The following is a 24,478-nucleotide window of genomic DNA, read 5'->3' as shown; positions in this document are numbered from 1 at the left end:
AGACTCGCCCCCGTGGACGAGCGCTGGGCTCTGGCGGCGGCCGACGGGGACGGGGCGCGGCTCGTCCCCCTCGGCCGCGACCACCTGCCCAGCGGCCCCGCGGTCGACGAGCCCGACCTGGTGGCGGCGGTCCGTTCCCGTCCCCGGGTGCGGCGCTGGGTGTGGCGCTCGACCGCCGAGGTGGCCCCCCGGCTGCTCGCCGCCGGGGTCCGCGTGGAGCGCTGCTACGACGTCGAGGCGGCGGAGCGGCTGCTGCTGGGGCACGAGGGCCGCCACGGCGAGCCCCGGTCGGCGGCGGCCGCATGGGCGCGGCTGCGCGACGCGCCCGTCCCGCCCGACCTCCCGCCGCACGGGTCCGGCCCCTCGGCGCAGTCGCCGCTCTTCGAGCCGCAGCGCGCCGACATTCCGCTGGAGGCGCTGCTGGAGGTCTACGCCGAGCAGCAGCGGCGGCACGAGGCGACGGCCCTTCCCGACCGGATGCGGCTGCTGACCGCCGCCGAGTCCGCCGGGACGCTGGTGGCCGCCGAGATGCACCGCGCGGGCCTCCCGTGGCGGGCGGACGTGCACCGCTCCCTCCTCCACGAGTTGCTCGGCGAGCGGTACCCGGGCGGCGGCGAGCCGCGGCGCCTCGCGGAGCTGGCCGAGGAGGTGTCGCGGGCCTTCGGCAGCCGGGTGCGCCCCGACCTGCCCGCGGAGGTCGTCCGGGCCTTCGCGGGGGCCGGGATCCGGGTGCGCTCCACGCGCCGCTGGGAGCTGGAGGGCGTCGACCACCCCGCCGTGGAGCCGCTGCTGCGCTACAAGAAGCTCTACCGCATCTGGACGGCGCACGGCTGGAGCTGGCTCCAGGACTGGGTGCGCGAGGGCCGCTTCCGTCCCGAGTACGTGCCCGGCGGCACCGTGTCCGGGCGGTGGACCACCAACGGAGGGGGCGCGCTCCAGATCCCCAAGGTGATCCGGCGGGCCGTCGTCGCGGACGAGGGCTGGCGGCTGGTCGTCGCGGATGCCGACCAGATGGAACCGCGGGTGCTGGCCGCGATCTCCCGTGATCCGGGCCTGATGGAGGTGGCGGGCCACGAGGGCGACCTCTACACCGCGCTGTCCGACCGGGCGTTCTCCGGCGACCGGGAGCACGCCAAGCTGGCCCTGCTCGGCGCGGTCTACGGCCAGACCTCGGGCGACGGCCTGCGGAACCTGGCGGCCCTGCGGCGCCGCTTCCCCCGGGCGGTGGCCGTGGTGGACGAGGCGGCGCGGGCGGGCGAGGAGGGCCGCCTGGTGCGCACCTGGCTGGGGCGGACCAGCCCGCGGGCCCCGGGGGCGGAGGAGTCCGGCGAGGCGGGCCTGCCGCAGGGGGATTCGGAGGGCGCCGAGCGGGGCGGCGGGGCGGACGCCCGCGCCTGGGGCCGGTTCACCCGCAACTTCGTGGTGCAGGGCAGTGCCGCGGACTGGGCGCTCCTGATGCTCGCGGCGCTGCGGCAGGCCACTGCGGCGATGCGGGCCGAACTGGTGTTCTTCCAGCACGACGAGGTGGTGGTGCACTGCCCGGCGGAGGAGGCGGAGGCGGTGGCGGGGGCGATCCGGGAGGCGGGGGCCGTCGCCGGGCGGCTGGCCTTCGGCGACACCCCCGTGCGCTTCCCGTTCACACTCGCCGCGGTGGAGTGCTACGCGGACGCCAAGTGAGCCGCGGCGCCCGGCGGGGCGCCCCGGCCCGGGCGGACCGCGCCGCCCGGGCCGGGCCGCGTCAGCCCAGCCCGCGCCAGGCCGGGTCGAGCGCGAGGGCGCGCAGCTGCTCCATCGTCAGGGCGGGCGTCGGCCGGACCGCGTCCTGTCCCTGTCCGGGGGCGTTGAAGGCCATGACGACCACCCGGAAGCCGTCCGGGCGCAGGGTGTCGACCGTCCAGCCGACGGCGCCCCGGCCGCCCTTCTGGTCGGGGTCCTCCTCCTGCCGCTCGCTCACCAGCGTGCCGTCGGGCAGGGTCTCCCCGCCGGACAGGTGCCCGCGCAGGTCCTCCATGCCCGACTGCACGTTGACCTGCACCAGGCTCCCGCCCCGGCCGTCGTCGACGACCACGTAGCCGAACCCGCTGTCGCCGCCCTCCTCGACGACCGTCGTCCCCTTCGGCATCAGGCCCTTCAGCGTGGCCTGCACGTCCCCGGACGACGGTCCGGCGGGCGGCCGGGGCTCCTCCGCGGCGTCCGGCGGGGGCCCCTGGTCGGCGAGATCGGCCAGGTAGTCCGCGGCGACGGGCAGCCAGGAGGGGTCCGAGGCGAGGGCGAGCAGCGCCTCGGAGGAGAGCGGGGGGTCCTCGCGGGTGGCCTCGGCGCCCTTCTCCTCGGGCGCGTTGTACTCGCTGACGTCGATCACCGCGCCCGAGGGCGTCACCACCGTGGCGCGCCACTGCTTGGCGCCCCGGTCGCGGCCGTACACGTACCCCTCGACGACCAGGGCGCGGGAGCCGTTGCCGAGGGTGCTCTCGCGGCAGTCGTCGACGTCCGTGTACGCCTTGGCCGGGCAGGTCAGCAGCTGCTCGGCGGTCCCGTCGCCCAGCCCGGTCCGGCCGAGGCCCACCTGGATCAGCGCGGCGCCGCCGCCGTCGTCGTGCACCACGGAGGCGGTCGGCCCGGAGCCTTCGGGGCCGGGGCCGCTGCCGCGGCCGCTCTGCCGGGTCAGCTCGCCCTCGGGCAGCAGCGCCGTGAGGGTGCCGACCATCCGCCGGGCGGAGACCGCGCCGTCCTGCGAGGGCAGCGGCACGGGATTCTCCGCGGCCACGCGGCCGCGCTCCCCGCCGCCCGGCCCGAGCAGCCCGCCCGCGTACCCGCCCAGCAGCCCGGCGGCCGCGAGCGCCAGCACGGTCCCACCGGTGGCCACCCGGCGCAGCACCACCCTGCGGCGGCCGCGGGCGAGCCCGCCCTCCACCAGCACGGCCCGGTCGGAGGGGCCGAGCGTCCCGCCCGTGCGGCGCAGCACGGCCCCGAGCTCCCGCTCGAAGTCCCCGGTGGGGGGTGCGCCTCGCTCTTCTTCCCTGGGTGCGAACGGCATACGGAACCACACTCTCTGATCGTCCGGTACGAAACGACGTCTCTGCGGCGCCCGGGAGGTCCCGGGCCGGTGCCGGGCCCTCAGCCGGCTGCGAACTCCACCAGGCTGCCGCCGCCCAGGTGCTCGCGGAGCTTGGCCAGCGCCCGCACCGTTCTGGTGCGCACGGCGGCCGAGCTGACGTTCATGGCCGCCGCGGTCTCCTCGACGCTGCGGTCCTCCCAGTAGCGCAGCACGACGACCGCGCGGTCCTTCGGCGACAGCCGTCCGAGCGCGCCCAGCAGGGCGAGGCGCAGCTCGGGGTCGTCGTCGGGGGCCCGGGGCGCCTCGGGCAGCTCGCCGACGGGGCGCTCGGTGGCGGAGCGCCGACGCCGGTGGGTGAGGAAGGCCCGGACGAGCACCGTCTGCGCGTAGGCCGCGGGATTGTCGATGCGCGAGGACCTGCCCCACAGGACGTACATCCGGCCCAGCGTCTCCTGGACCAGGTCCTCGGCGAGATGGGTGTCCCCGCTGGTCAGCAGGCAGGCGGAACGGTAGAGGTGCGTGGCGCGGTCCGCCGCGAACTCCCGGTACTCCTCGACACGTGCCGCTCGCATCGCTGCGCCCACTCCCCTTGGCTCCGCCGTCCCCTGCCGCTTCCACCCCCTCGACGCGCCGGGCGGGGGGAAATGTTTCAGGCTCCGTCGGCGAACCTGTGGTCCGGCGGGGGCAGGCGCCGAGGCGGCGGGTCCGTGGGCACGGGGTGCGGCGGGCCGGGGCGCGCGGCAAGGGGCCCCTGGGGCAGCGCCGCGGGCAGGGAGGCCGCGGGCGCGCCGGAGCCGCCCCGGAGCACCTCGGCGTGCGCCTGCCGGACGGCGGGGCCGGGGTCGACGCCCAGCTGCTCGACGAGGGTGCGGCGCAGGGTGCGGTAGGCGTCCAGCGCCTCCGCCTGGCGGCCGGTGCGGTGCAGCACCAGCATCAGTTGGCGGTGGAACGCCTCCCGCAGCGGGAACTCATCGGCGAGGACGGACAGTTCGGGCACGAGGCCGTCGTGGCCCCCGAGCTCCAGCTCGGCGTCGTAGCGCCACTGGAGGAGTTCCAGCCGTACCTCCCGGAGCCGGTGCACCAGCGGGGGCGGCCGCTCGCCCGGGCCGTGGACGCCCTCCAGCGGGCTCCCGCGCCACAGTGCCAGGGCCGCCGAGGCCGCCTCGGCGACGGACGCCCAGTCGCCGGTGCCCCGGACGGCGCGGGTGTAGGCCGCACGGGCGGCCCCGGCACGCTCCTGGAAGACCTCCGTGTCCAGCTCGCCCGGCTCCACCCGCAGCACGTACCCCTGGGCGACGGTGCGCAGTCTGCCCTGCTCCGCGAGGAGGCGCCTGAGCCTGGCCACGTGGTTGTGCAGGGAGGCGCGTGCCGAGGCGGGCGGCTCGGCACCCCAGAGCGCGGCCTGGAGCTCCCGGACCGGGACGACCCGGTTGGGCCGCAGCAGCAGGGCGACGAGCAGGGCGCGGAGTTTGGGGCTGCCGGGGTGGTCCAGGCGCCCGGAGGCGTCGCGGACGGCGGGCACGCCGAGGAGGTTGAAGCGCATGTCCGTTCCTCCCGGTCGTCTCGCGGCCTCCCCCTGTCCCCACGCTCTCTCCGAGCGTTGGCCTTATGTTAGCGATCCGTTGGCGACGGCTGTTTGGATGATGCGTCGGACCCGGCGCGCTGGTGCTCGGCGTGGGACAGCCACACTCGGGGGAGTGTCGCCACCGCGGCCGGTTCCGCGGACGAGGGCCCCGGCGCCGTGGCGCCGGGGCCCTCGTCCGGCCCGCCGCCCGCAGGGCGGGACCGCGGGCCCGGCCGCTCAGGGCAGCAGTTCCAGGGGGTCGTACTGGTGGGGGCGGCCGCCCGTCCACTCCACCCAGGTCGGGTCCTCCAGCCGCACCGGTTCGGGTCCGCCGGCCCGGCGGACCAGCTCGCGCACCTCGTCGTCGGAGTGGGCCAGCCCCATGATCCGCCCGCGCACGGTCACCCGGCGGCCTCCCGTGGGGGAGATCCGGTGCACGACGATCGGCGGGGTGCCGGACATACCTCCAGCCTGCTCCTCGCACCGTCGCCTGCCAAGCCCCGGGCCGCGGGGACCCCCGGACCACGACAGGGGCGTGCAGCCGGCGGCGCGCGCCCCCCGGTCGCCCCGCACACCGCCGACAGCTGCCGCACTCCGTTGACGGCGCCGGACACCGTTGCTTTGATGCGCCGCAAGCGCTTTCCGGACCGGTCCGACCCGCCCCTGGAGCCCCGGTGCACCTCTCCCGCCGCACCCTGCTGTCCGCGCTTCCCGCGGCCGCGCTCACCCCCGCCGCCGCGGCCGCCCCACCGCCCGGCGCGGCGGTCGGGAGTGCGCGGGACCGGGCGACGCTGATCGCCAACGCGCACGCGGTGCTCGCGGGCACCGAGTGGTCCAACACCCGGCCCGAGACCGCCCGCCGACTGGCCGCGATCGAGTCCTCGGCCCGCGCGCGGCTCGCCGACATGGACCGCGCCGCGGCGGGCGAGCTGTTCCGCGGGCTGCCCCTCGGGCAGAGCGACGGCAACCTGACCCGGACCTTCCGCTCGCTCTACGAGATCGCCCTCGCCACCCGCGTGCCCGGCGGCGCACCGGCCGCACAGGCCGCTCCCCTGCGCGGCGACCGGGAGGCCCGGCGCCGCGTCGCCGAGGCCCTGGTGCGCCTCCACGAGGAGTACGTGGGCGACCAGGCGGCCGGCTACTACGGCAACTGGCACACCTGGGAGATCGGCTTCCCCCGGTACGCGGGCCGCACCCTGGCCCTGCTGCACGAGGACCTCTCGGCCGGGTACCCCGGGCTGGCGGCCGCGTACACCGCCACCATGGACGCCTACCTGCGCAACGGCCGGGACGGCGACGTCGACCTCGATTCCCGCTTCCACACCGGCGCCAACCTGGCCGACATCACCACCAACCGCGTCCTCCAAGGCGCCGTCCTCGACGACGACGCCCGGATCCGCAAGGCCCTCGCCGACCAGGCCACCGTGCTCGCCCGGATCGACCCCCACCGGCTCCGCCACGGGGTCACCGACGGCTTCTACGCGGACGGCTCCTTCCTCCAGCACTCCTGCGTGGCCTACACCGGCTCCTACGGCAGGGCACTGCTCACCCGGATCGTGGAGAGCGTGCGGCTCGTCGACGGCACCGCCTACGCGGACTCCTCCCCCGGCACCGCGGCCGAGGGGCCCGCGGCGACCGCGCTGCGGTGGATCGCCGAGGGCTTCGCCCCGCTCGTCTTCGAGGGGTGGCTCATGGAGTGCGTCAAGGGCCGGGCGGTCTCCCGGACGGCCGGCGGCTACACGGACACCGCCGCGGTGGTCGAGGCCGCCGTCGACCTGACCGCGCACCTGCCCCGCCGGGCCGCCCGGCGGCTCGCGGCCTGGGTGAAGCACGTGCACGCGACCTCCGCCGCCCCGCCGGACCCGGCCGGCTTCGCCTCCCCGGTGACCATCGCCCGCCACGCCGGCCTCCTCGCGTCCTCCGACGCCCCGGCCGACCTCGTGCCGCCGGCGCACCACGCGGCCTTCAACGCCATGGACCGGACGGTCCACCGCCGCCCCGGCTACGCCTTCGCGCTCGCCCGCAGCTCGGACCGGGTCGGCCGCTACGAGTACATGAACGGGGAGAACCTCACCCCCTGGTTCCAGGGCGACGGCGCACACCAGCTGTACCTCGCCGGAGCCGACCAGACACGGGCCCACGGCGCCGACCGGCTCACCGTCCTGGAACCGCACCGCCTCCCGGGCACCACCGCGCCCGTGGAGCGGCGGCGGTCCGTCCCGGAGCTGTACGGCACGCTCTGGTACGAGGACCCCGAACACGGCTTCACCGCCTCCTCCGAGGCGCAGAACGCGTACGTCTACTTCCCTCGCGGCACCGGAGCCCACTCCGGCGGCGCCCGGCTCGGCGCCTACGGGACCGCCGCCCATGTGCTCACCGACGACGCGGCCTGTGCGGCGGCCCGCGCGGGGGCGCTGCCCGACGGCCTGGTCACCCACCGGTCTGCGCGCGGCACCCGGTCGTGGTACCTGCTGGACGAGGAGATCGTCGTGCTGGCCGCGGGCGTGTGCGACCCGGAGGGACGCGCGCTCACCACCACCCTCGACGCCCGGGTCGCGGAGCCGGACGCCGCCGTCGCGGTCACCGGCGAACTCCCGGGCGGTGCACCCTGGAACGGCTCCGGCGCCCCCGCGTGGCTGCGCTACGAGGACCCCTCCCAGGGCGCGGCGATCGGCTACCTGCTGCTCTCCGGGCCCGCGCCCACCGTGCTCCGGGAGACGGTGACCCGCAGCCGCCGCCGAATCCGCCTGTCGAACCCGGACACCCCGGTCACCAAGCAGGTGTTCACCCTCGCGGTGGACCGGCCGCCGGGCGCACCGCCGATGGCGCACGCCTACGCGCTGGTCCCGCACGCCACCGCGGAGCGGCTGCGCGCCTACGCCTCCGGTCCGCCGGAGGTGCTGTGCAACACGCCCCGGCTCCAGGCCCTCCACCACCGCGGCCTGGGGCTGACGGCGGTCAACTCCTTCGGGGCGGGGCGCCACCGGGTGGCCGGGCTGACCGTCGAGGGGCCGGCCTCCCTGCTCCTGCGGCGCACCGCGGACGGCCGCGTCCACCTGGCGCTGGCCGACCCCACCACCCGCCGCCGGACCCTGTCCCTCACGCTCCGCGGGCGCCCGCTGCGGCTGCTGTCCGCCGACGACGGTGTCTTCGCCCGCCCCGTGCCGGGCGGTGTCCGCCTGGAGGTGTCCGTGCACCGGAGCCACGGCCGCAGCCTGCGGGCGGTGCTGGGTCCCCTGCGGTGACCCCGCAGCGCGCGGCGGACCCGGCCCGGCGGAAGCCGCGAACCGCTCGTGCCCCCTGCCCCTCCCGTGCCACGATGGGCGCCATGGGATGGCCGACCGAGGAACCCGTCGACCCCGCGTCAGTACTGGACGAGATCAAGGCGGTTCGCCGCGAGGGCCTGACCCGGCTGCGTGAACTCGACGTCCCGCAGCTGCGGCGGGCGGCCTCCGCCACCTCGGAACCCGCCACGCTCGCCTGGCCGATCGCCGTCGAACGGACGCTGCGGGCCGCCCTGGACCTGCTCGGCGAGGGTGACCTGCGGGAGGCGGCCGCATGCTCCCTCGGCCTCTCCCCGGCGCTGCGCGGACGTCCGGCCGCCGACCGGCGCAGACTGGCCGCGGGCGTCTACGGGGTGAGCGTGGAGAGGTTCCGCAAGTCCCAGGAGGCCGAGGTGCTGGGGCAGGTGGCGGAGCAGGTGTGCTGGATCGCCGCCGTGGGCACCGCCGGTGCGCCCCGCGGGACCGCGGGGCGGGAAGCCGGGCTGCCGTCGCCGGAGCTGCAGCACCGGCTCGTCGAGGTGCGCGGCGGGGGCGCCGCCGCGCGGATCGTGCTCCATGTCCACCCGGTGGAACTGGTGCGCGGGGTGGACGTGGTGGTGGCGCCGACCAACACCCATCTGGTGCTTCCGGGCACCTACAAGGCCTCGCTGTCGGCCGGGCTGCGGCGGGCGGCGGCGGTGCGCGGCCCCTCGGGAATCGTCCTGCGGGACCCGCTCCAGGAGGGGCTGGCGGCCTGGCGGGAGACGCACGGGATACCGCACGGCCCGGTCGAACCGGGCACGGTCGTCCCCACGGAGGCCGGAGCCCTGGCGGGGCGGGGTGTGCGCCGGGTCTACCACGCGGCCGTGGCCATTCCGCGTGCCGGGTCGAACGACTACGACGTCCTGCCGCGCGATGTCGCCGCCGCCGCGTCGGGGGTGCTGGCCCTGCTGGCGCAGGAGGCCGCGGCGTCCGGTCCGCCGCTGCGGTCGGTCTGCTTCACGCTGCTGGGCGCCGGGCGGGGCGGGCTTCCGGTGGAGGAGAGCGTGAGCGCGCTGTGGCCCGCCATGGCCGCGGTGGCCGCCGGGGGACGCGAGGTGCACCTGGTGACCCGCCGGCCCGCGGCGGCCGGGGCGGTGCTGCGGGTACTGGGCGGCCGCCGCGTGGAGGAGACCGGGGAGCCGTCCGCGTACCGGTGCGGCAGGGTGGCGGAGGGAGCACGATGAGGGCCTGGGAGGCGCTGGGGGTGCTCGCCTCGCGCTGGGAGCCGTTGGGCCGGCGGCTGCCGCCGTCCGCGCACCGTGAACTCGCCGCGCTGCTGGCCCGCATCCGCGAGGAGGCGCCCGGCGGACCGGAGGCCGAGGTGCTGGCGGAGCGGGCCCTCGCGGCCGTCCTCGGCGCCCTGCCCGAGGACGAGACCCTCGGGCTGCGGAAGGAGGCCGGCGCGTCCCGCCTCGCCGGGTCGCCGGGCCGGGAGGCGGGCGGCTTCGACGCCGGGGACCTGTGCATGCTGGTGATCGACGGCAACCCCATGGTGGGCCCGGTGCTCGGGCCGGTCCGCGAGCGCCTGCTGGGCGCGCCCGCGCTGCCGGAGGACGAGGCCGCCCGCGGCGGTGCCCGCCCCCCGGACCGCGCCCTGCTCGTGCTCACCGATCCCCGAGGGCAACGCCGTTACCCGGCCTTCCAGTTCGACCCCCACGGGCACCCCTGGGAGGTCGTCCTGCGGGTGAACACCCTGCTCGGATCGGCCGAGGACCCGTGGGGGACGGCCGACTGGTGGCTGTCGGAACACGCCTGGTGGGGACGGCCGCCCTCGGAGCTGCCGGGCACCGGGCAGGACGCCGCGCTGTGGGCCGCCGGGCTCGACGCGGCGGGTCTGGGCGAGGGGGACTGATCCGTGCCCAACCAGCCGCCGCCCGCCGCACTGCCCGGCGTCCCGCACCGGGCGTCGCTGCCCGCCGGCACCCTGCTGTACCGGGTGCACTCCTCCCACCGCCCCGCCGCGGGCTTCAACCCCGTCCCGTCGCAGGAGCTGTACGGCGGGGGCCGCTTCGACAGCACCCCGCGCGCGCCCTACCCCTATCTGTACGCCGGCTTCGGCGTGGGCGCGGCGGTGAGCGAGGTGCTGCTGCGCTCGGTGCCCTTCACTCCCGACGGCGGGCTCCGGCTGATCCCCCGGGGCGCCGTGGCCCGGCGCAGCCTGTCCTATCTGCGGCTGGCGGAGGAGGTCGAGGTGCTGTCCCTGATGTCGGGCGCCGACCTCGCGTCGGTCGGCCAGGACTCGTGGCTGATCCACGCCGAGCATCCCGAGTACCCGCAGACCCGGGACTGGGCGCGGTGGCTCAGGGAGCGGACGAGGCCCTGGGCGCAGGGGTTCGTGTGGCCCTCCAAGCGGGAGCCCGCGGACCGGGTGGCCGTGCTCTTCGAGGACCGCTGCCCGGCGAAGCTGCTGGAGGCCGATGCGGCTCCGCCGGTCGACTTCGGGACGCCGGAGGGCGAGCGCTGGCTGAACGGGGTCCTCCTCGGATACGGCGCCCGGGTGGCGCCCGCCGTGCGCTGAGCCGCCCGGGCGAGCGGCCGGGGCGGCGCGCCGTGCCGTTTCGGGGCACCGTGCCGTTCCGGGGCGGCACCTCCCCCAGGGGGAGGGCCTCAGCCCCTCCGCGGACCGGGTACCTGGGTGCGCAGCGCGAGCATCGCGGTCCCCCACGCGCCGGGCTGCCGGGGCGGGCCGCCCACCTTGCGCAGGCGGTCGGGCGCGGCGAACCGCAGCAGCGGAGGCGGCGTGCTCCGGGGGCCCCTCCGGCCGTGCCGCGAGGGCCACGGCGGAAGCAGCAGCGGTGCCGGGTCGAACTCCTCCTCGGCCACCACGAGTTTCAGCCAGTCCCGGACGTACGCGCCCGGTCGCACCGGCCGGTCCTCGGGCAGGTAGAGCCAGACGGGCTCGCCCCGCCGGGCGCGCGCCGTGCGCCCGGGTCCGACGAAGTCCCCCTCGTAGAGCGCGTGCGAGCTGCCGTGGTCGTCCGTCAGGTCCAGCAGCACGCACCAGAGCCTGCGGTCCGCGTGGTTGTGGAGGGTGACCGCCACCTGCGGTTCCCGCCCGTCGGGGGTGTACTCGTGCACCACCTCCCCGGTCACCGAGTGCCGCTGGGCACCGCGCAGCGGTTCCAGGGTGATGCCGACCAGCCCGGACAGCGACGGATCGGGGTTGGCGAGGTCCCGGACGCGGTGCCAGTGGGCGAGGTGCGCCAGGGCGTCGACCGCCTCCACCAGATCTCCGGCGTCCCGCACGGCGAGCGGCGGCAGGGCGCGGGCGCCGCCCCGGACGTACGCGAGGCCGTCCCGCACCTCGACGGCCAGCGGCGTCCCGTCCCCGGTGGTGGAGAGCAGCGGGTGGCCGTCGACCGCGTCGGCGAGCGGACCGGTCCACGCGCGGTCGCCGAGGACGCTGACCGCGGCCGGGGGGAAGGCCAGCGCGGACGGCACCACCGGCGTCAGCCGGGAGGGGTCGAGCCGCGCCGCGAGGCCGTCCACCGGTTCGACCCGGGAGGACTCCGGAAGCACCTCGCGCACGACGAGCGTGCCGGTCCCGCCCGAGGCCGGGCGGGCCGTGAACTCCGATCCCGGGGCGCGCAGTCCGTGCACGGCGCCGCAGTTGACCGTCCAGGCGCCGCGGGCGAAGCCGAGGCGGAACCGGGCCACGGGCACCGGGCCGCCGTGCAGGAAGGCGCGGTCCCCGCGGCCGTAGAGGGTGGGGTGCTGCCGTCCGCCGCCGCCCGTCCTCGCCGCGGCGAGGTCGAGCAGCTCCCGGCAGGACGCCTCGGGCCCCAGTTCGTCCAGGACCCCGAGCAGGGCCTGGCTGAAGGCCCCGCGGACGGGTTCGGCCCGTGTCTCGTAGGCGGGTTCGTCCAGTCGGCTCGCCGCCAGCAGCACGTGCCGGGGCGGGTCGGCACGGCCCGGGAGCGACCCGGCGCCGCGCCCGGGGCGGCGGCCCCAGGACGGCCGCCAGGCCGTGCTGCGGGGCCGCCCGGTCTCACCCCGGCGCTCCTCGCGGGTGGCGCCGCCCGCGTAGCAGCAGTCCAGGACGGCGACGACATGCGCGCCCCGCGCGGCGACGCCGTCGAGCAGGGCGCCCAGCAGGTCGTCGGCCAGGGCCTCCGCGCCGTCGGCCTCGCCGTCGTGGCAGACCAGGGCCTGGGCCCGGCCGGTGGCCTCGCGTGCGTCCCACGTCTCGTCCTCGGAGCCGTGGCCGCTGAACCACAGCAGGGCGGTGTCCCCGGGGCCGGAGGCGCCCAGGTGACCGGTGATCGCCGCGACGACCGCGTCGCGGCGGGCCTGTGCGTCGGCGAGGACGCGGATGTTCGCATCGGTGCCGGGGAGGGAGCGGATCCAGTGCTCCGCCGCGGCTATGTCGTTGAGGCAGCCCGACAGAGGGGAGTCGGCGTAGTCGTCGATCCCCACGAGGAGGCAGTTGACCGTCGGCATGCGGCAAGCCTGACAGATCGGACAGGTCGTCCGTCGGGCGAATCCGGGGCGACTTCCGGGAATGTACGACGAAACGCCTTTTCCAGGGCGCCTGTTGGGGTTCACTGGAGGTCGGCCGCGGTTCGGCGCCCAGCGCCGCCGCCGGCACTCTGACGCACCGTCATGGCGCCGTCGCAGGCGCCCTCCGGCCCGAACTCCGTACCCGTCTCCCGTACCCCCGCCCCCGGCTTCCGTGCGCCCTCGCGCGTGCCCCCGGGAGCGGCCACCAGCGTGCCCCGCCCCGCTGGGCACCCTCGCGCAGGAGGACACGATGACCGGCACGACACCGAACCCGAACCCGCCCGGCGGACCGTACGGGCCCTACGGCCCGGCCCCCGGTCAGGGCCCGGGGTTCCTCCCCGGGCAGGCACCCGGCCCCGTTCCCGGCCACCCCCCGGGCATGCCCCCCGGGCCCCCGCCCGGCCCGCCGCCCGGCTGGGGCAGCCCCTACCAGGACCCCGAGAACTGGGGACCGGGAGGCTCGCCGAGCCCCTCTCCCTCCCACCGCGAGTGGCGCACCGTGCGGGAGTGGGCCCAGCTCTCACCCGGCTGCTTCACCCTCGTGCTGTTCATGCCGCTGGGAATACCCCTGGTCACGCTGTACGCCCTCACCCGCTCGGCCCGCAGCCGGGCGCACACCGTGTTCAGCCACCCGGCGCAGCCGGTCGCCGACGACACCCTGTCCCGGGTGAAGAAGACCCGTGCGGTGCTCGCCCTGCTCGCCTCCACGTCCTTCCTGTTCGCCTACGGCACGCGCACCGACGTGGAGGAGGCCCTGGCGGGCGGCGCGATCCGCCTGATGATCGCCCCGTGGCTGCTGGTGCTCACCGCCCCGCTGCTGGTGTTCCTCCTGATGAGATGGGCCTCCCACGGCGAGCACACCCGGATGCGCTCCGAGCTGAGGCCCCCCCTGGTCACCCTGGCGAAGTACGTGGGCGCGCTCACCGCCGTCCCCCTGCTCGCCCTGGCGGTCTACCCGCTCATGACCGCCACCGAGGACGCCCCGTTCCTGGCCTTCCTCCTCGCCGTCGCCACCCTCCTGGGCCTGTACTGGGCGGCGGTGTTCACGGTCTTCTCCTCCAGCCTCGTCGTACGGAGCGGCTTCGGCACCGGGGGGATCCACAAGGCGCTGCCCGCCCTGCTCACCGCCCTCCTCGTGTGGGAGTTCACGCCGGTCGCCCTGCTGCAGTCCGGCTTCCCGCCCGGCCCCTTCGCCCTCTCCCTGCTGTTCGTGCTGGGCGGTCCGCTGTCCGTCTCGGCCGTGGCGTGGTGGGAGGTCCGCCGGCTGACCACCCGGCACGGCGTGGTGCTGAGGGCCTGACCCGGGCCCCGCCCGCCAGGGGCCGAGCCCCCTCGCCGCCGCCGGGACCGCTCCCCCGCTCCACGACCAGGCGCCTGCACGAGGAGTCGCACCGATGACCGTCTTCCCCGCTCCCGCCTTCGAGCCCGACCACCCGCTGCCGCCCCCGCCGGACGACTCCCCCTACGACGCCTCGCGCTGGGACCGGGACCTGCTGCTGACCCGTGCCCGCCAGACCCCCGCGCACTCCCCCGAGGCCCGCACGGCCTGGCTGGAACTCGGACTGCTCTGCGGCGGGCGCCTGGTGGACGGGCTGGACCCCGCGCAGGCCGAGTACGACCACGCCCTGGCCCGCGCCGCGCTCGAACGGGGCCTGGGCCAGGGCCTCGCCCACGGCGGACCGGCCGTCGACCGGGCGGCCCGGGGCCATCTGGTGCTGGCCGAACTGCTGCTGGAGGCGGACGGCGAGCCGCCGCCGGCCGAGGTGGACCGCGCCGAGGCGCTCGTGGCCGCGGTCGACGGCCTCCCGGCGGGATCCGTGGAGGACGAGGTGGCCTGGGGCGCCCGGCTGCATCTGGCCGACATCGCCGCGCTGCGCTGGCACCGCACCGGTGCGGAGGACCACCGCGCACAGGCGACGGCCCGCTACACCGCCGCCCTGCGCGGCCGACCGCCGCTGCCGCCGCCGCTCGCCGCCGCCACCCACGCGGCACTGGCCGGCCTGGTCGCGGAACGGGCGATGGCCGAGCGCGACGCCCCCCGGCTCGCCGCGGCGGCGGAGCACTTCGCGCAGGCCGTGACTCCGGACGCCGAACCCGGCGAACGGGCCCGGCTCACCGGGGCCCGGGGGATCACGCTGCTGGAGCAGGGGCAGCTCACCGGTGACAGCGCCCTGCTGCGCCGGGCGGAGACCGCCCTGTCCACCGCGGCCGCACTGGCGTGGGAGCTGGCCGGGGACCCGGGCGGGGAGCAGCCGTCCGAGCCGCCCGGCGAGGACGGCTTCTCCTGGACGGAGCGGGCGTGGCGCTCGGACGTCCTGAGCGCGGTCGCGGCCGTGCTGGCCTGGCGGCTGGACGGCGCGGCCGAACCCGCGCACGCACTGGTGCCCGGGGTCCGGTCGCTCGCCGCCTCCCCGGGCCACCTCGCGGAGGCCGAGCCGGACGAGCTGTCCACCCTGGCGGTCTTCCTCCTCGACCACCTCACCCCCGCCGCCGACGACGCGGAGGAACGGGAGCACGCCTTCCGGATGCTCCGGGAGGCCGCCCGGCGCTGGGACCCGGACCGGGACGACGCCCACGTGCCCCGGTTGATGCTCGCGACACGCGCCCTGGACCTCTCCGGCGGCCGCCCGGCCGAGCTCCTGGCGTGCTCCCGGTATGCCGCCCGGGTGCTGGAGCTGACCTCGGAGCCGGGATCGGTGCTTTCGGCGCACCTGCTCCGCGCGGTGGCACACGCCACCCTGCTCGAAGCAGGCGGCAACACCGCGGACCCCGGGGCGGCCGACGTCCGGAAGGCCGCGACCGCGGGCACCGGAGCGACGGCGGACCCGGCGCACTGGGCAGCCACCGTCGAGCGGCTGGCAGGGCCGGCCGAGACCGTCGGGGAACTGTTCCGGCGCTGGCGGCAGGGCGCGGGACGCGACAGCCACCACGCCGGTCATGCCCGGTTCCTCCTCCGCCACGCCTCGGTCCTCGATCCCACCCGGAAGGTGCTGACCGACGACCGGATACGGGCCCTGGTGGACGCCGGGGGGCCGCGCGCGGGTGAACCCTCCCGGCATTCGCACCTGGCACTCGGCGCCGCGCTGGGCCACTACGGGGCCCTGCACACCGGACCGCTGCTGGCCGAGGCCGCGGAGGCCGCGGAAGCCGCTCTCCGGGACGACTCGCCGAGCGGGATGTCCGCCGCCCAGGCCGCGGGCGTCGCGGGCATGGCCGCCACGCTCAGGACGCTGCACGGCCTGATGAACGGCGGATACGACGACATCGACGCGGGCGTGCGCGAGCTGGAGGCCCTGGGGAGACGCCTGGAAGCGATCCCGGCCGCCGACCGGGCCGGTCTCCCGGATCCCTCGGCCCTGCAGCGCCTGATGGACATCGTGCGCCTCTACCGGGCCGAATCCTCACCGCAGGAGCGAGTCGAGGCCATCGCCGCGATGGACCCGCAGGACATCGGCCTCCGTGGCGACCATCCCGCCTGGCAGGCCCTCACCACCGCCCTGAGCCGCAGCGGGTCCCCGCAGGGGGCTCCGCCCTCGCCGGGGGCGGGCCCCCCGGCCCGGGAGATCATCCTCTCCACGGCCGGCATGCCTCCGCTGCAACGGGCCTCGTGGCTCCTGCTGGCAGGCACCGCACGGGTGTCCGAGGCCACCGCGAGCGGTGACCGGGCCGCGCGGCGGGACGCCACGACGCTGATCCTCGCGGCCCGGGAGACCGCCTCCCGCGGTGACGACGTCTGGCTCGCCGGCGGGATGCTCCTCGGCTTCACGGGCTGCCAGGACGCGGTGCTGGGCCGCCCCTGGTCGAGACGACGGCGCCTCGACGAGGCCGTCGGGCACCTGGAGGAGGTGTACCGGGAGTGCCGGGGGCCCGAGCACCCCTGGCGGGGCCGCAGCGGACTGCTGCTCGCCAAGGCCCTGCGCCTGCGCGGCGACCGGGCGCAGGGCGACCGTACGGCCGGCCGCCGCGTCGCCGCCGAGGCGCTGCGGGCCACCGCCTACGCCGTACTGCTCCAGTCCGGGACGGCCGACGCGGCGTCCGCGGCGACCGAGGCCACCGAGGCGGCCCTGACCGTGGCCCGCTGGTGCCTGGCCGACGGTGTCCCGGCCGAGGCGGTCACCGCCCTCGACGCCTGCCGCGGCCTGGCGCTGCACGCCGCGACGACCGCCCGGACGGTGGACCGCCGGCTGTCCGAGGCCGGGCACGGTGCCCTGGCCGACCGCTGGTCGCGGGCGGCGGCCCCCGGCGGCAGCGCCCCGACGGCCCTGCGGCGCGAGGTGCTGGACGTGCTGCTCACCCTGGACGGCAGCGCGGCCGACCGGCTGCTCTCCCCTCCCTCGGTGCCGGAGATCGCCGCCGCGCTCCGGGCCCTGGGGCGGGACGCCCTGGTGTACCTGCTCCCCGCCGCGGCGACCGGGGCCGCCGGGGACGCGGCCGGTGCGGCGATCGCGGTGGCCTCCGACGGCCGGGTGACGGTCGTCCCGCTTCCCGGGCTGCGGGAGGAGGCGGAGCCGCTGCGCGCGTACGTGGAGCACCTGGAGCCGACGGGGGAGGCCCCCTCCCGCGGGCCCGGCTCGCCCGCCGGGCCGGGAGCCCCCGGCCCGATGGGCGTGCCCGGGTCTCCGGCCCCGGCCGCCTTCGACCCGCTCGCGGCGTTCGACACCCTGGCCACCGCGACACGCCGCCCCGTCCCGCAGCGGGATCTCGGCGGTCCGCCCGGCCGGCGGACGGGGACGCTCCCCCAGCGGCTCGACCGCCTGACCGCCTGGGCCTGGGACACGGTGGTCGCCCCCCTGTCGGGCGCGCTGGGACGGAGCCTGCCGACCGGGCGGACGCCCCGTCTGGTGCTCATCCCGATGGGCGAGTTGTCCGCCGTGCCCTGGCACGCCGCCTGGTGCGCCGAGGGCGACGGGCGCCGGTACGCCCTGAGGACGGTGGAGTTCACCTACAGCGCCTCGGCCCGGCTGCTGTGCGAGGTCGCCGCCCGCCCCGCGCGCGCCCGCACCGACGCGGCCCTCGTCGTCGGCGACCCGACCGGGGACCTGCCCTTCGCCGGGCGGGAGGCGCTGGCCGTCCGCGACTCCTACTACCCGCGGGCCGTGTTCCTCGGGCGGGAGGACACGGGCGGGAGCGAGCGCGCGGCACGGCCCGCGGAGCTGCTGCGCTGGATCCGCTCGGGTGCGGGCCGCGGCGGGACCCTGCACCTGGCCTGCCACGCCACGGTGGTCGGCGGCGCCCGCAGCAGCGCCGCGCTGATCCTGCACGGGGGCACCCTCTCCGCCGAGGACCTGACGGAGTCCGTCGGCGGCTCCGACGGGGGCTCCGACGGGGGCACCCATCCCGACCTGGTGCTGCTGGCTGCCTGCCGCAGCCATGTGTCGGGACGCGGCGCCAACGAGGCGTACACCCTCGCCACCGCCTTCCTCACGGCGGGTGCCCGGTCGGTGATCGGCTCGCTGTGGCCGGTGCCGGACGCGGCGACCTCACTGCTGATGTTCATGACCCACCACTACCTGCGGGTGGAGGGCCGGCAGCCCGCCGAGGCCCTGCGGCTGGCACAGCTGTGGATGCTCGACCCGGACCGGGTGCTGCCGACCGGCACACCACCGGGCCTGGCGCGGCTGGTGCCGCGCATCGTTCCCGACGACCTGAGCGCCTGGGCGGGCTTCATCGCCACCGGGCACTGACCGCGCCCGGGGCGGGGTCGCGGGCCTGCCGGACGAGCCCGCCCCGGGCGCTTTCGAACCCGCGGGGAAGCACGTCCCCGCAAGAAACACGAGAGGTCACCGATGGACATCCGCCTCGCCAAAGGCGCCAACGCCCCTCTGCCCGCCGGACCGTGCCGGGTCCACCTCGCCTCGGCCGGTGCGGAGATCGACGTCTGCGCCGTGCTCCTCGGCCCGGACGGCCGGGTGCGCGGGGACGAGGACCTGGTCTTCTTCAACCATCCGGCCGAGGGGGGCGTGAAGCTGGAGGACCGCACCATCACCGCCGACCTGGCGGCGGTGCCCGCCTCCGTGGAGCGCATCGGCGTCGTCGCCGCGCTCGACACGGCGGAGGGCGGAGTCCACCGCTTCGACGCCGCGAGCACACCCCGGGCCTCGGTCGAGTGCGGCGAGGCGCGCATCACCTTCGACCCGCCGCCGCTGGCCGACGGTGAGACGGCGGCGCTGGTGGTCGAGCTCTACCGGCGCGCCGGTACGTGGAAGGTGCGCGCCGTGGGGCAGGGCTGGTCCACGGGACTGGCCGGGCTGGCCACGGACTTCGGCGTGGCCGTCGACGACCCGGGCCCGTCCGCCTCCCCCGCCGCACCGCCCCCGGCACCGCCCGCCACCACGGCGGCACCCCCCGCCCCGGCGCCGGAGCCCCCCGCGGCCCCTCCCGCCGCACCTCCGCGGCCGACCGGCCGGCCCGCGGCACAGCCCGCGGCCGCTGCCGTGCCCCCGCCCTCCCCCGCACCGATCCCGCCGCCCGGACCGCCCGCACCCCGGCACATCGTCCTCACGAAGGCCGGTTCCGACACGCTCTCGCTGCACAAGGACCAGCCCGGTGCCGCCGTCACGGCGACACTGGAATGGGACGGAGGCAGCGCGCGCCGCCGGCGGGCGGGGGCCGACCTCGACCTCTACGCCCTCTCCGTCCCCCGCCACCTGGTCACCGAGCGGGGCAAGCGGCCGAAGGCGACCGACCTTGTCGTGTACTACCGCAACCTCGGCTCGCTCGCCGGTCCGCCGTTCATCGCCCTGGACGGGGACGCCCGGACGCCGGGGCGGGAGACCGTCACCATCACGCGCCCGGACCTCCAGGGCTACGTCCTGCTGTGCGCCTACAGCGCCGTCGAGAACGGCATCGGCTCCTTCCGGTCCTACGGGGCGCGGGTGGTCGTGACGGAGCGCGGCGGCTCCTCCGTCACCGTGCCGCTGTTCAGCACCAAGGCCCTGGCGTACTGGGTGGCCATCGCCATGGTCGACTTCACCGTCGAGGGGGGTGTCCGGATCGAGCACGTGGAGCAGTACAGCGGCCGACGCGTCGAGGCGCGGCCGACCCTCTACTCCAACCGGAAGTTCCGCATGGGGACCGGTCCGGTGGAGTTCAAGACCCGTCCCCACGGGGGCTGATGCGGCCGTACCCGCCCCGCACGGCAGGGGTGTTCCGTGCGGCCGGACACCCTCGGCGTACGCCGGCGGCTGGAGCGGCCTCCCGTCCCGCACCGCTCCGGAACCACTCGTTAGGGTGGTGGCTGATTCTGTGATGTGGGGGAGGGGCGTCCGTGAACGGTGGCGCCCCGGCCGAGTCCACCCGGCACGGCCCCGCCCTCGAAGACCGCCGTGTCGGCAACGGCCCGGCACACCGACGACAGAACACGTCCAGCAGGGGGTCGTCATGACGTGGACCGAGTGGGAGCAGGTCAAGGACGAGGTCGCCCAACGGGGGCCGACGCAGATGCAACTGAACCGGCTGATCGACGAACCGGGCGGCGGCGGGGCCCCGGATCTGGTCGTCCGTGACGACGAGTTGGGCGCACTGGGCAACATGGCCTACGACCTGCGGGAGGGCTTCCGCGTGGCCGCGGACCACGCGCGGCCGAGCACCTTCACCGCGTCCGTGGAGCTCTTCAACGACGGTCTCGACCTGGGCTCGGCACTCACCGAGATGCACGACGCCTGGAACACGCAGCAGCAGGCCCTGAAGGAGGCATGCGCCCACATCTCCAACCACCTGGACTTCACCCGGGCCCAGCATGCAAAGGACGAGGTGGACATCGAGACGGGCATGCGGGACGCGGCGGGAGACCTGCTGACCGTGTCGCGGCTGAACGAACTCCTGAAGTAGAGGAACGGGGACGCACTGATGGCGACCGGCACGATGACCGTGGACGAGTTGAGAAGCCTCCGCCTGGGCTCGCTCGACACCGCGGTCTCCGACTGGAAGACCATGGCCGGCAAGCTGGAACTCCTGGCGACCGGCGGCAACGGCGAGACCAGCGCCGCGGATCTGAGGAAGAAGGCCGACGCGGCCGACTGGAAGGGTGACAACGCCACGGTGTCCCGGGCCTTCGTCACCAAGACCGCGACGCAGTTCTCGGACGCGGCGGCCGAGGCGAAGAGCGTGCTGGCGATCCTCAGCGGGGCCCACACCGCGTTCACCCAGCACAAGGCGGACCTGCAGACGGCCGTCGACGACCTGGCCAAGCGCAACATCTACGTCAACGGCAAGGGCGGCGTGGTGGCTGCGGTGCCCCCACCGGGCGTCGCCGGGGACGCCGAGATCCACAAGCCCACGGACGCGGAACTGGACATCGCGCAGAACAGGATCACGAAGATCCTCGCCGAGGCGGGCGAGACCGACCGCATCGCCGCCCGCGCCCTGCGCCAACTCGCCAAGAACAAGTACGACTTCGCCGGGGAAGGCTCAGACAGCCTGAAGAACGCCGACCGCGAACAGGGCAGGGCCGACGCGGAGTACTGGCGCAGGGAGATCGCCAAGGGGAACGTCGACGAGTGGAGCGAGGAGAAGCTCGCCCGGTTCAACGAGGTCCTCGCGTACCAGAACGACAACCCGGCCTTCACCGAGGCACTGGCGGTCGGCCTGGGAGCCGACGGCACGCTCCAGTTCTGGCGCGACCTCGCCGACCCCGGTCAGGGCAGGACCCCGGAGGGCGACCGGGCCGAGCTCCTCGGCGAGGTCCAGCAGAACCTCAGCATGTCCCTGGCCAACGCCTCGCACAGCCACTCCCCCGAGATGGAGGCGTGGAAGAAGCAGATCATCGCCGCCGGCCCCAAGGACTTCGGCCACGAGGGGATCATGGTCCGGCCCTACGGCTTCCAGATCATGAGCAACCTGATGGTCAAGGGGAACTTCGACAGCGGCTTCCTCGACGACTACGGCAAGGCCCTCCATTCCTTCGAGACGGAGAAGAAGCCCTTCAAGCCGGCGGACGTGTGGGGAAATCCCCTCATCGCGTCCCAGCTCGACTACACGGGCAAGGGTCCGGACGACGACTACGGCGCTCCGGGCAGCGACCCCATGGCCGGCTATCTGAAGGCCGTCTCGCACAACCCGGACTTCGCGACCGAGCTGTTCAACCGCGACGAGATGGCCGACTACCTGCTGACGGAGCGCGAGTTCTACGACGAGGACGACCCCTTCGACCGGGGCGACGGGACGGTGCAGTCCCGCGACGCCCTGGGCAAGGCGCTGCTGGCGGCCGGCACCGGGATCAACCCCGACGAGCCGCACATCATCGACTCCTACGAGCACACCGAGGCCCAGAAGGACGCCTTCACCGGCACTCTGAGACGCCTTGCCGAGCGCGGTGACGACTTCCCGCCCGAACTGCGCGACGACATGGCGCTGCTGATCGGCAACCACGGGGCGGAGGTGCACCAGACGGCGAGCGCCATCAACACGGCTGAAGCGCCCTTGCACTATGAGCACCTGCTCGAAGTGTCGAAGCAGGTGGCGCGCGATCCGGATTCGTACGGCCTCCTCATGGAGGGCGTCAACCAGGCCATCGTCGCCGACATCCACGCCGAGCACAAAGGCGACCCGGTGGAGGAGCTCCAGCGGGCCGGTCAGACCATCGGCTTCATGGAGACGGTGCGCAACCACGCGATCGAGACGGACACGGACGATCCGTCCTGGACCGCGAAGTGGGGCTACCACGTCATCGGCGGTGCGGCCAACTTCATCCCGGTGGTGGGTGATGCGGTCCAGCGCGGGGTGGATGCGGGTGCGTACGCCTGGCAGCTTGAGGAGCAGGCACGCATCGACGGTGAGAAGAAGGAGGACAAGGGCCGGAACTTCTCCGTCCGCCAGGTCCACCTGACGGCCCTCTCCGACGAGTGGGCGAGGGTGAACCCGGACCACGCGTTGTGCCAGGAGGGAGACAAGTATCCGCGTCAGCAGGCCATCGGAACGGCGGCCTTCAACGGCAACGACACGGCGAACGGAGCAGTGGGTGAATGACCCCAGGATGAGCGGACGGCGGGGCGTACTGACGGGGGCCGCGCTGCTCTCCCTCCTCGCCCCGACCACCGCGTGCACAGCCTTCGGCGGGTACGACGTGCCGGACTCCGTGTGCGGTCGGCCGATCGCCCCGGAGGTGCTCGCACCGCTCCTGCCGGAGGGCGAGAATCTGAAGGAGCGGCACAGGTCCGTCGACGAGGACGCCTCGATGTGCACGCTCTCCGTCGACGGGGACGCCGCCCTCGTCGTCGAGGAGTGGCGTGACCAGGAGCCCCGCGACATGCTGGAGCGGGAGAAGGACAAGGACCCGGCCGGTGACCCTGCCAGGTCCGGTGTCCAGGGGGACTCCGTCATCTCGGACGGAACGTTCCACTCCCTGAACCCCTGCCCGGCCCGCGGCGAGAAGAGCAACCACACCCTCACCCTCTACCTCGGGGGAGCGGGAACCGCGGGGAAGCGCGACGAGCTGGAGGCGTTCGCCGCCGCCTACCTTCCCGAAGGCCTCAAGGCCATGGGCTGCACGGAGTGAGCGGCACGTGCGGTCCATGGAGAGCCCGGCTCAGATCTCGTCCGAACCGGGCCTGCCCCGTCAGGGTCGGCTCCCTGGAGCCGGCTCCGGGATCCGGGCCCGGCTCTCTCAGCCGAGAGCTGCCCGGTGCACGCTGACGGCGTAGCCGCCGCCCTCGTAGGGACGGGCGTCCCACGTCGCGAAGCGGTCGGTGAGGGTGAGACCGGCCGCGGCGCAGTAGGCGTCGTAGTCGGCAAGGGTGATCGCGGGGCGAACCGGCAGGTGCGCCTCGTCCAGGCCGAAGCCCGCGACCAGCAGGCCGTCCGGGCGCAGGGTCGCGGCCAGGCGGCTGACCACCTCGGCCTCCGTGCCCGGCGCGAGGAGCTGGAAGATGTTGCCGGCGGCGACGACGAGGCCGAAGGCCGTGGCACCGGGGAGCGCGGCCGCGTCGAGTGCGGCCAGGTCGGCCTGGAGCCACGGCAGCTCCGGCGCCTGCCTGCGCGCCACGGCCAGCATGGAGGGGTCGACGTCGACTCCGACGCAGTCGTACCCGAGCTCCGCAAGGCGGATCATGACCCGGCCGGTACCGCACCCGGCGTCCAGTACCCGCGCCCCGGCGGGCGCCAGCGCGGCGCACAGGCGTGCCTCGCCGTGCATGTCCCTGCCGCTGTCGGCCAGGGCGGCGAACCGGGCGGCGTAGTCCTCTCCCGACGTCCCACCGGTCAGTTCTTCCCAACGGTTCATGAGGCCCAGGATATTGATCGGAAGCCGGGATCGACGACCGGCGCCGGTACGACGGCGGCCGGGACACCGCCGACGCGATCCCGAACGGGCTCGGGGGTGGGCGGGCCCCCACCGTCACGGCAGTCCTGCGGCACTCCCGGACCGGTCGGACTCGGCGGTGTGCGAAGGGCGGATCCCACGTCGCGTAGGACGCGATGCGTCACCGGGGGGAAGGTGTTCACGCCTCTCCCGGAACGCGTGACCGGGACCGGGGGCCGCCGCGCGGCGTCGCCGCCGCATCCACTGAAGAAGAAAAGCCCAGCTCGGAGAAGATCCGAGCTGGGCTTCACACGAGCCGCCTTCGGGATTCGAACCCGAGACCTACGTTACGAGCCCGAGAGTGATCAGGCTGGCTGCTACCGGCATCGATCACTACGTGACGAACCAGCAGGTCAGAGCGGTGCGCCGTGATCCACGATCCCGCCCGAACCGGCACGTGCTCCCCCGTCCGCTCACGCATCGATCACGCGTTCGTTGCCCAGCCCATCCACCAGTCACCAGTCAGCACAAGCTGTTCCGCCGACATACGGAGTTCACTGTGGAAGACCCGCCGGGCGTGTCACTCGCGTTCCGGCTGGCGACCGGCGGCAGGTCAACCTGTGAGCCCATGACCTACCAGCCGACGCGAGCACATGCTGCCTGCCGGACTCGCTTTGGCGACAAAGCGCTGCGAGACGAGCATGCGATGGCCCTCGCCCGGGCCCAGGAAACTCTCGAAGAGCTTGTGGTGCAACGAGCAAGACCCTCGCCCTGGCACTCGTCGCCCGGACGGCCGCCGGGCTCACACCCGCAGA

17 protein-coding genes are annotated in these 24,478 nt (G+C 75.7%); 11 read left to right on the top strand and 6 right to left on the bottom strand.

Translation table 11 applies throughout. The features are described from left to right. Window positions 1–12: 12 nt before the first annotated feature. Window positions 13–1,677 carry a bifunctional 3'-5' exonuclease/DNA polymerase gene (locus NPS70_RS24470; protein ID WP_256526565.1) on the top strand — a complete coding sequence of 555 codons (1,665 nt, stop codon included), beginning with the start codon at window positions 13–15 and terminating at the stop codon, window positions 1,675–1,677. Window positions 1,678–1,738: 61 nt separating this feature from the next. Here the strand turns inward: NPS70_RS24470 and NPS70_RS24465 are convergent, their stop codons facing one another. The 4 genes from NPS70_RS24465 to NPS70_RS24450 form a co-directional block, all read right to left on the bottom strand. Beyond that, on the bottom strand, window positions 1,739–3,037 hold the full coding sequence (locus NPS70_RS24465) for a hypothetical protein (RefSeq protein WP_256526564.1): 1,299 nt from the start codon (window positions 3,035–3,037) through the stop codon (window positions 1,739–1,741). An 80-nt stretch (window positions 3,038–3,117) separates the two neighbouring features. Further along, complete coding sequence (locus tag NPS70_RS24460; RefSeq protein ID WP_256526563.1) at window positions 3,118–3,630, bottom strand: SigE family RNA polymerase sigma factor; 513 nt, start codon at window positions 3,628–3,630, stop codon at window positions 3,118–3,120. A 77-nt stretch (window positions 3,631–3,707) separates the two neighbouring features. Further along, window positions 3,708–4,601, bottom strand: coding sequence for an AfsR/SARP family transcriptional regulator (locus NPS70_RS24455; protein ID WP_256526562.1), 894 nt, complete (start codon window positions 4,599–4,601; stop codon window positions 3,708–3,710). 258 nt (window positions 4,602–4,859) lie between these two features. Continuing rightward, a complete protein-coding gene (locus NPS70_RS24450; protein ID WP_256526561.1) occupies window positions 4,860–5,084 on the bottom strand; it encodes a hypothetical protein in 225 nt (74 codons plus the stop codon). Window positions 5,085–5,296: 212 nt separating this feature from the next. Between NPS70_RS24450 and NPS70_RS24445 the strand changes: the two genes are divergently transcribed. The 4 genes from NPS70_RS24445 to NPS70_RS24430 all read left to right on the top strand — a co-directional run bounded on the left by NPS70_RS24445 (window position 5,297) and on the right by NPS70_RS24430 (window position 10,445). Beyond that, window positions 5,297–7,867, top strand: a complete 2,571-nt coding sequence (locus NPS70_RS24445) for a polysaccharide lyase family 8 super-sandwich domain-containing protein (protein WP_256526560.1) — start codon at window positions 5,297–5,299, stop codon at window positions 7,865–7,867. Window positions 7,868–7,950: 83 nt separating this feature from the next. Continuing rightward, window positions 7,951–9,111, top strand: a complete 1,161-nt coding sequence (locus tag NPS70_RS24440) for a hypothetical protein (protein WP_256526559.1) — start codon at window positions 7,951–7,953, stop codon at window positions 9,109–9,111. Continuing rightward, window positions 9,108–9,779, top strand: a complete 672-nt coding sequence (locus tag NPS70_RS24435) for a hypothetical protein (RefSeq protein ID WP_256526558.1) — start codon at window positions 9,108–9,110, stop codon at window positions 9,777–9,779. The genes NPS70_RS24440 and NPS70_RS24435 overlap by 4 nt, the downstream gene beginning before the upstream one ends. 3 nt (window positions 9,780–9,782) lie before the next feature. Further along, window positions 9,783–10,445 (top strand): RES family NAD+ phosphorylase, encoded by a 663-nt coding sequence (locus tag NPS70_RS24430; protein ID WP_256526557.1) that lies wholly within the window; start codon window positions 9,783–9,785, stop codon window positions 10,443–10,445. Window positions 10,446–10,534: 89 nt separating this feature from the next. On the opposite strand, the gene NPS70_RS24425 is transcribed toward NPS70_RS24430, so the two are convergent. Continuing rightward, window positions 10,535–12,367, bottom strand: coding sequence for a caspase family protein (locus NPS70_RS24425; protein WP_256526556.1), 1,833 nt, complete (start codon window positions 12,365–12,367; stop codon window positions 10,535–10,537). Window positions 12,368–12,677: 310 nt separating this feature from the next. On the opposite strand from NPS70_RS24425, the gene NPS70_RS24420 reads away from it, so the two are divergent. From NPS70_RS24420 to NPS70_RS24395, 6 genes are all read left to right on the top strand, one after another. Then, window positions 12,678–13,727 (top strand): hypothetical protein, encoded by a 1,050-nt coding sequence (locus NPS70_RS24420; RefSeq protein ID WP_256526555.1) that lies wholly within the window; start codon window positions 12,678–12,680, stop codon window positions 13,725–13,727. A 94-nt stretch (window positions 13,728–13,821) separates the two neighbouring features. Beyond that, window positions 13,822–18,111: a CHAT domain-containing protein gene (locus NPS70_RS24415; RefSeq protein ID WP_256526554.1), complete on the top strand. Its 4,290-nt coding sequence runs from the start codon at window positions 13,822–13,824 to the stop codon at window positions 18,109–18,111. Window positions 18,112–18,213: 102 nt separating this feature from the next. Then, the gene (locus tag NPS70_RS24410) at window positions 18,214–19,542 is read left to right on the top strand and encodes a TerD family protein (protein WP_256526553.1); all 1,329 of its coding nucleotides are present in this window, start codon (window positions 18,214–18,216) and stop codon (window positions 19,540–19,542) included. A gap of 265 nt (window positions 19,543–19,807) precedes the next feature. Next, window positions 19,808–20,257: a hypothetical protein gene (locus NPS70_RS24405; RefSeq protein WP_256526552.1), complete on the top strand. Its 450-nt coding sequence runs from the start codon at window positions 19,808–19,810 to the stop codon at window positions 20,255–20,257. Between the two features lie 18 nt (window positions 20,258–20,275). Continuing rightward, window positions 20,276–22,393, top strand: a complete 2,118-nt coding sequence (locus NPS70_RS24400) for a hypothetical protein (protein ID WP_256526551.1) — start codon at window positions 20,276–20,278, stop codon at window positions 22,391–22,393. Continuing rightward, window positions 22,386–22,922: a hypothetical protein gene (locus NPS70_RS24395; RefSeq protein WP_256526550.1), complete on the top strand. Its 537-nt coding sequence runs from the start codon at window positions 22,386–22,388 to the stop codon at window positions 22,920–22,922. Before NPS70_RS24400 ends, NPS70_RS24395 begins: the two co-directional genes overlap by 8 nt. A gap of 108 nt (window positions 22,923–23,030) precedes the next feature. Here NPS70_RS24395 and NPS70_RS24390 read toward each other — a convergent pair whose 3' ends face one another. Continuing rightward, window positions 23,031–23,645, bottom strand: a complete 615-nt coding sequence (locus NPS70_RS24390; RefSeq protein ID WP_256526549.1) for a bifunctional 2-polyprenyl-6-hydroxyphenol methylase/3-demethylubiquinol 3-O-methyltransferase UbiG — start codon at window positions 23,643–23,645, stop codon at window positions 23,031–23,033. Window positions 23,646–24,478 lie beyond the last annotated feature (833 nt).

Source organism: Streptomyces sp. C10-9-1 (genome assembly GCF_024497955.1).
GTDB classification, from domain to species: Bacteria; Actinomycetota; Actinomycetes; order Streptomycetales; family Streptomycetaceae; genus Streptomyces; species Streptomyces sanyensis.
Note: the sequence above shows the minus strand (reverse complement) of the source record. Positions and strands in the feature narration are given on the sequence as shown.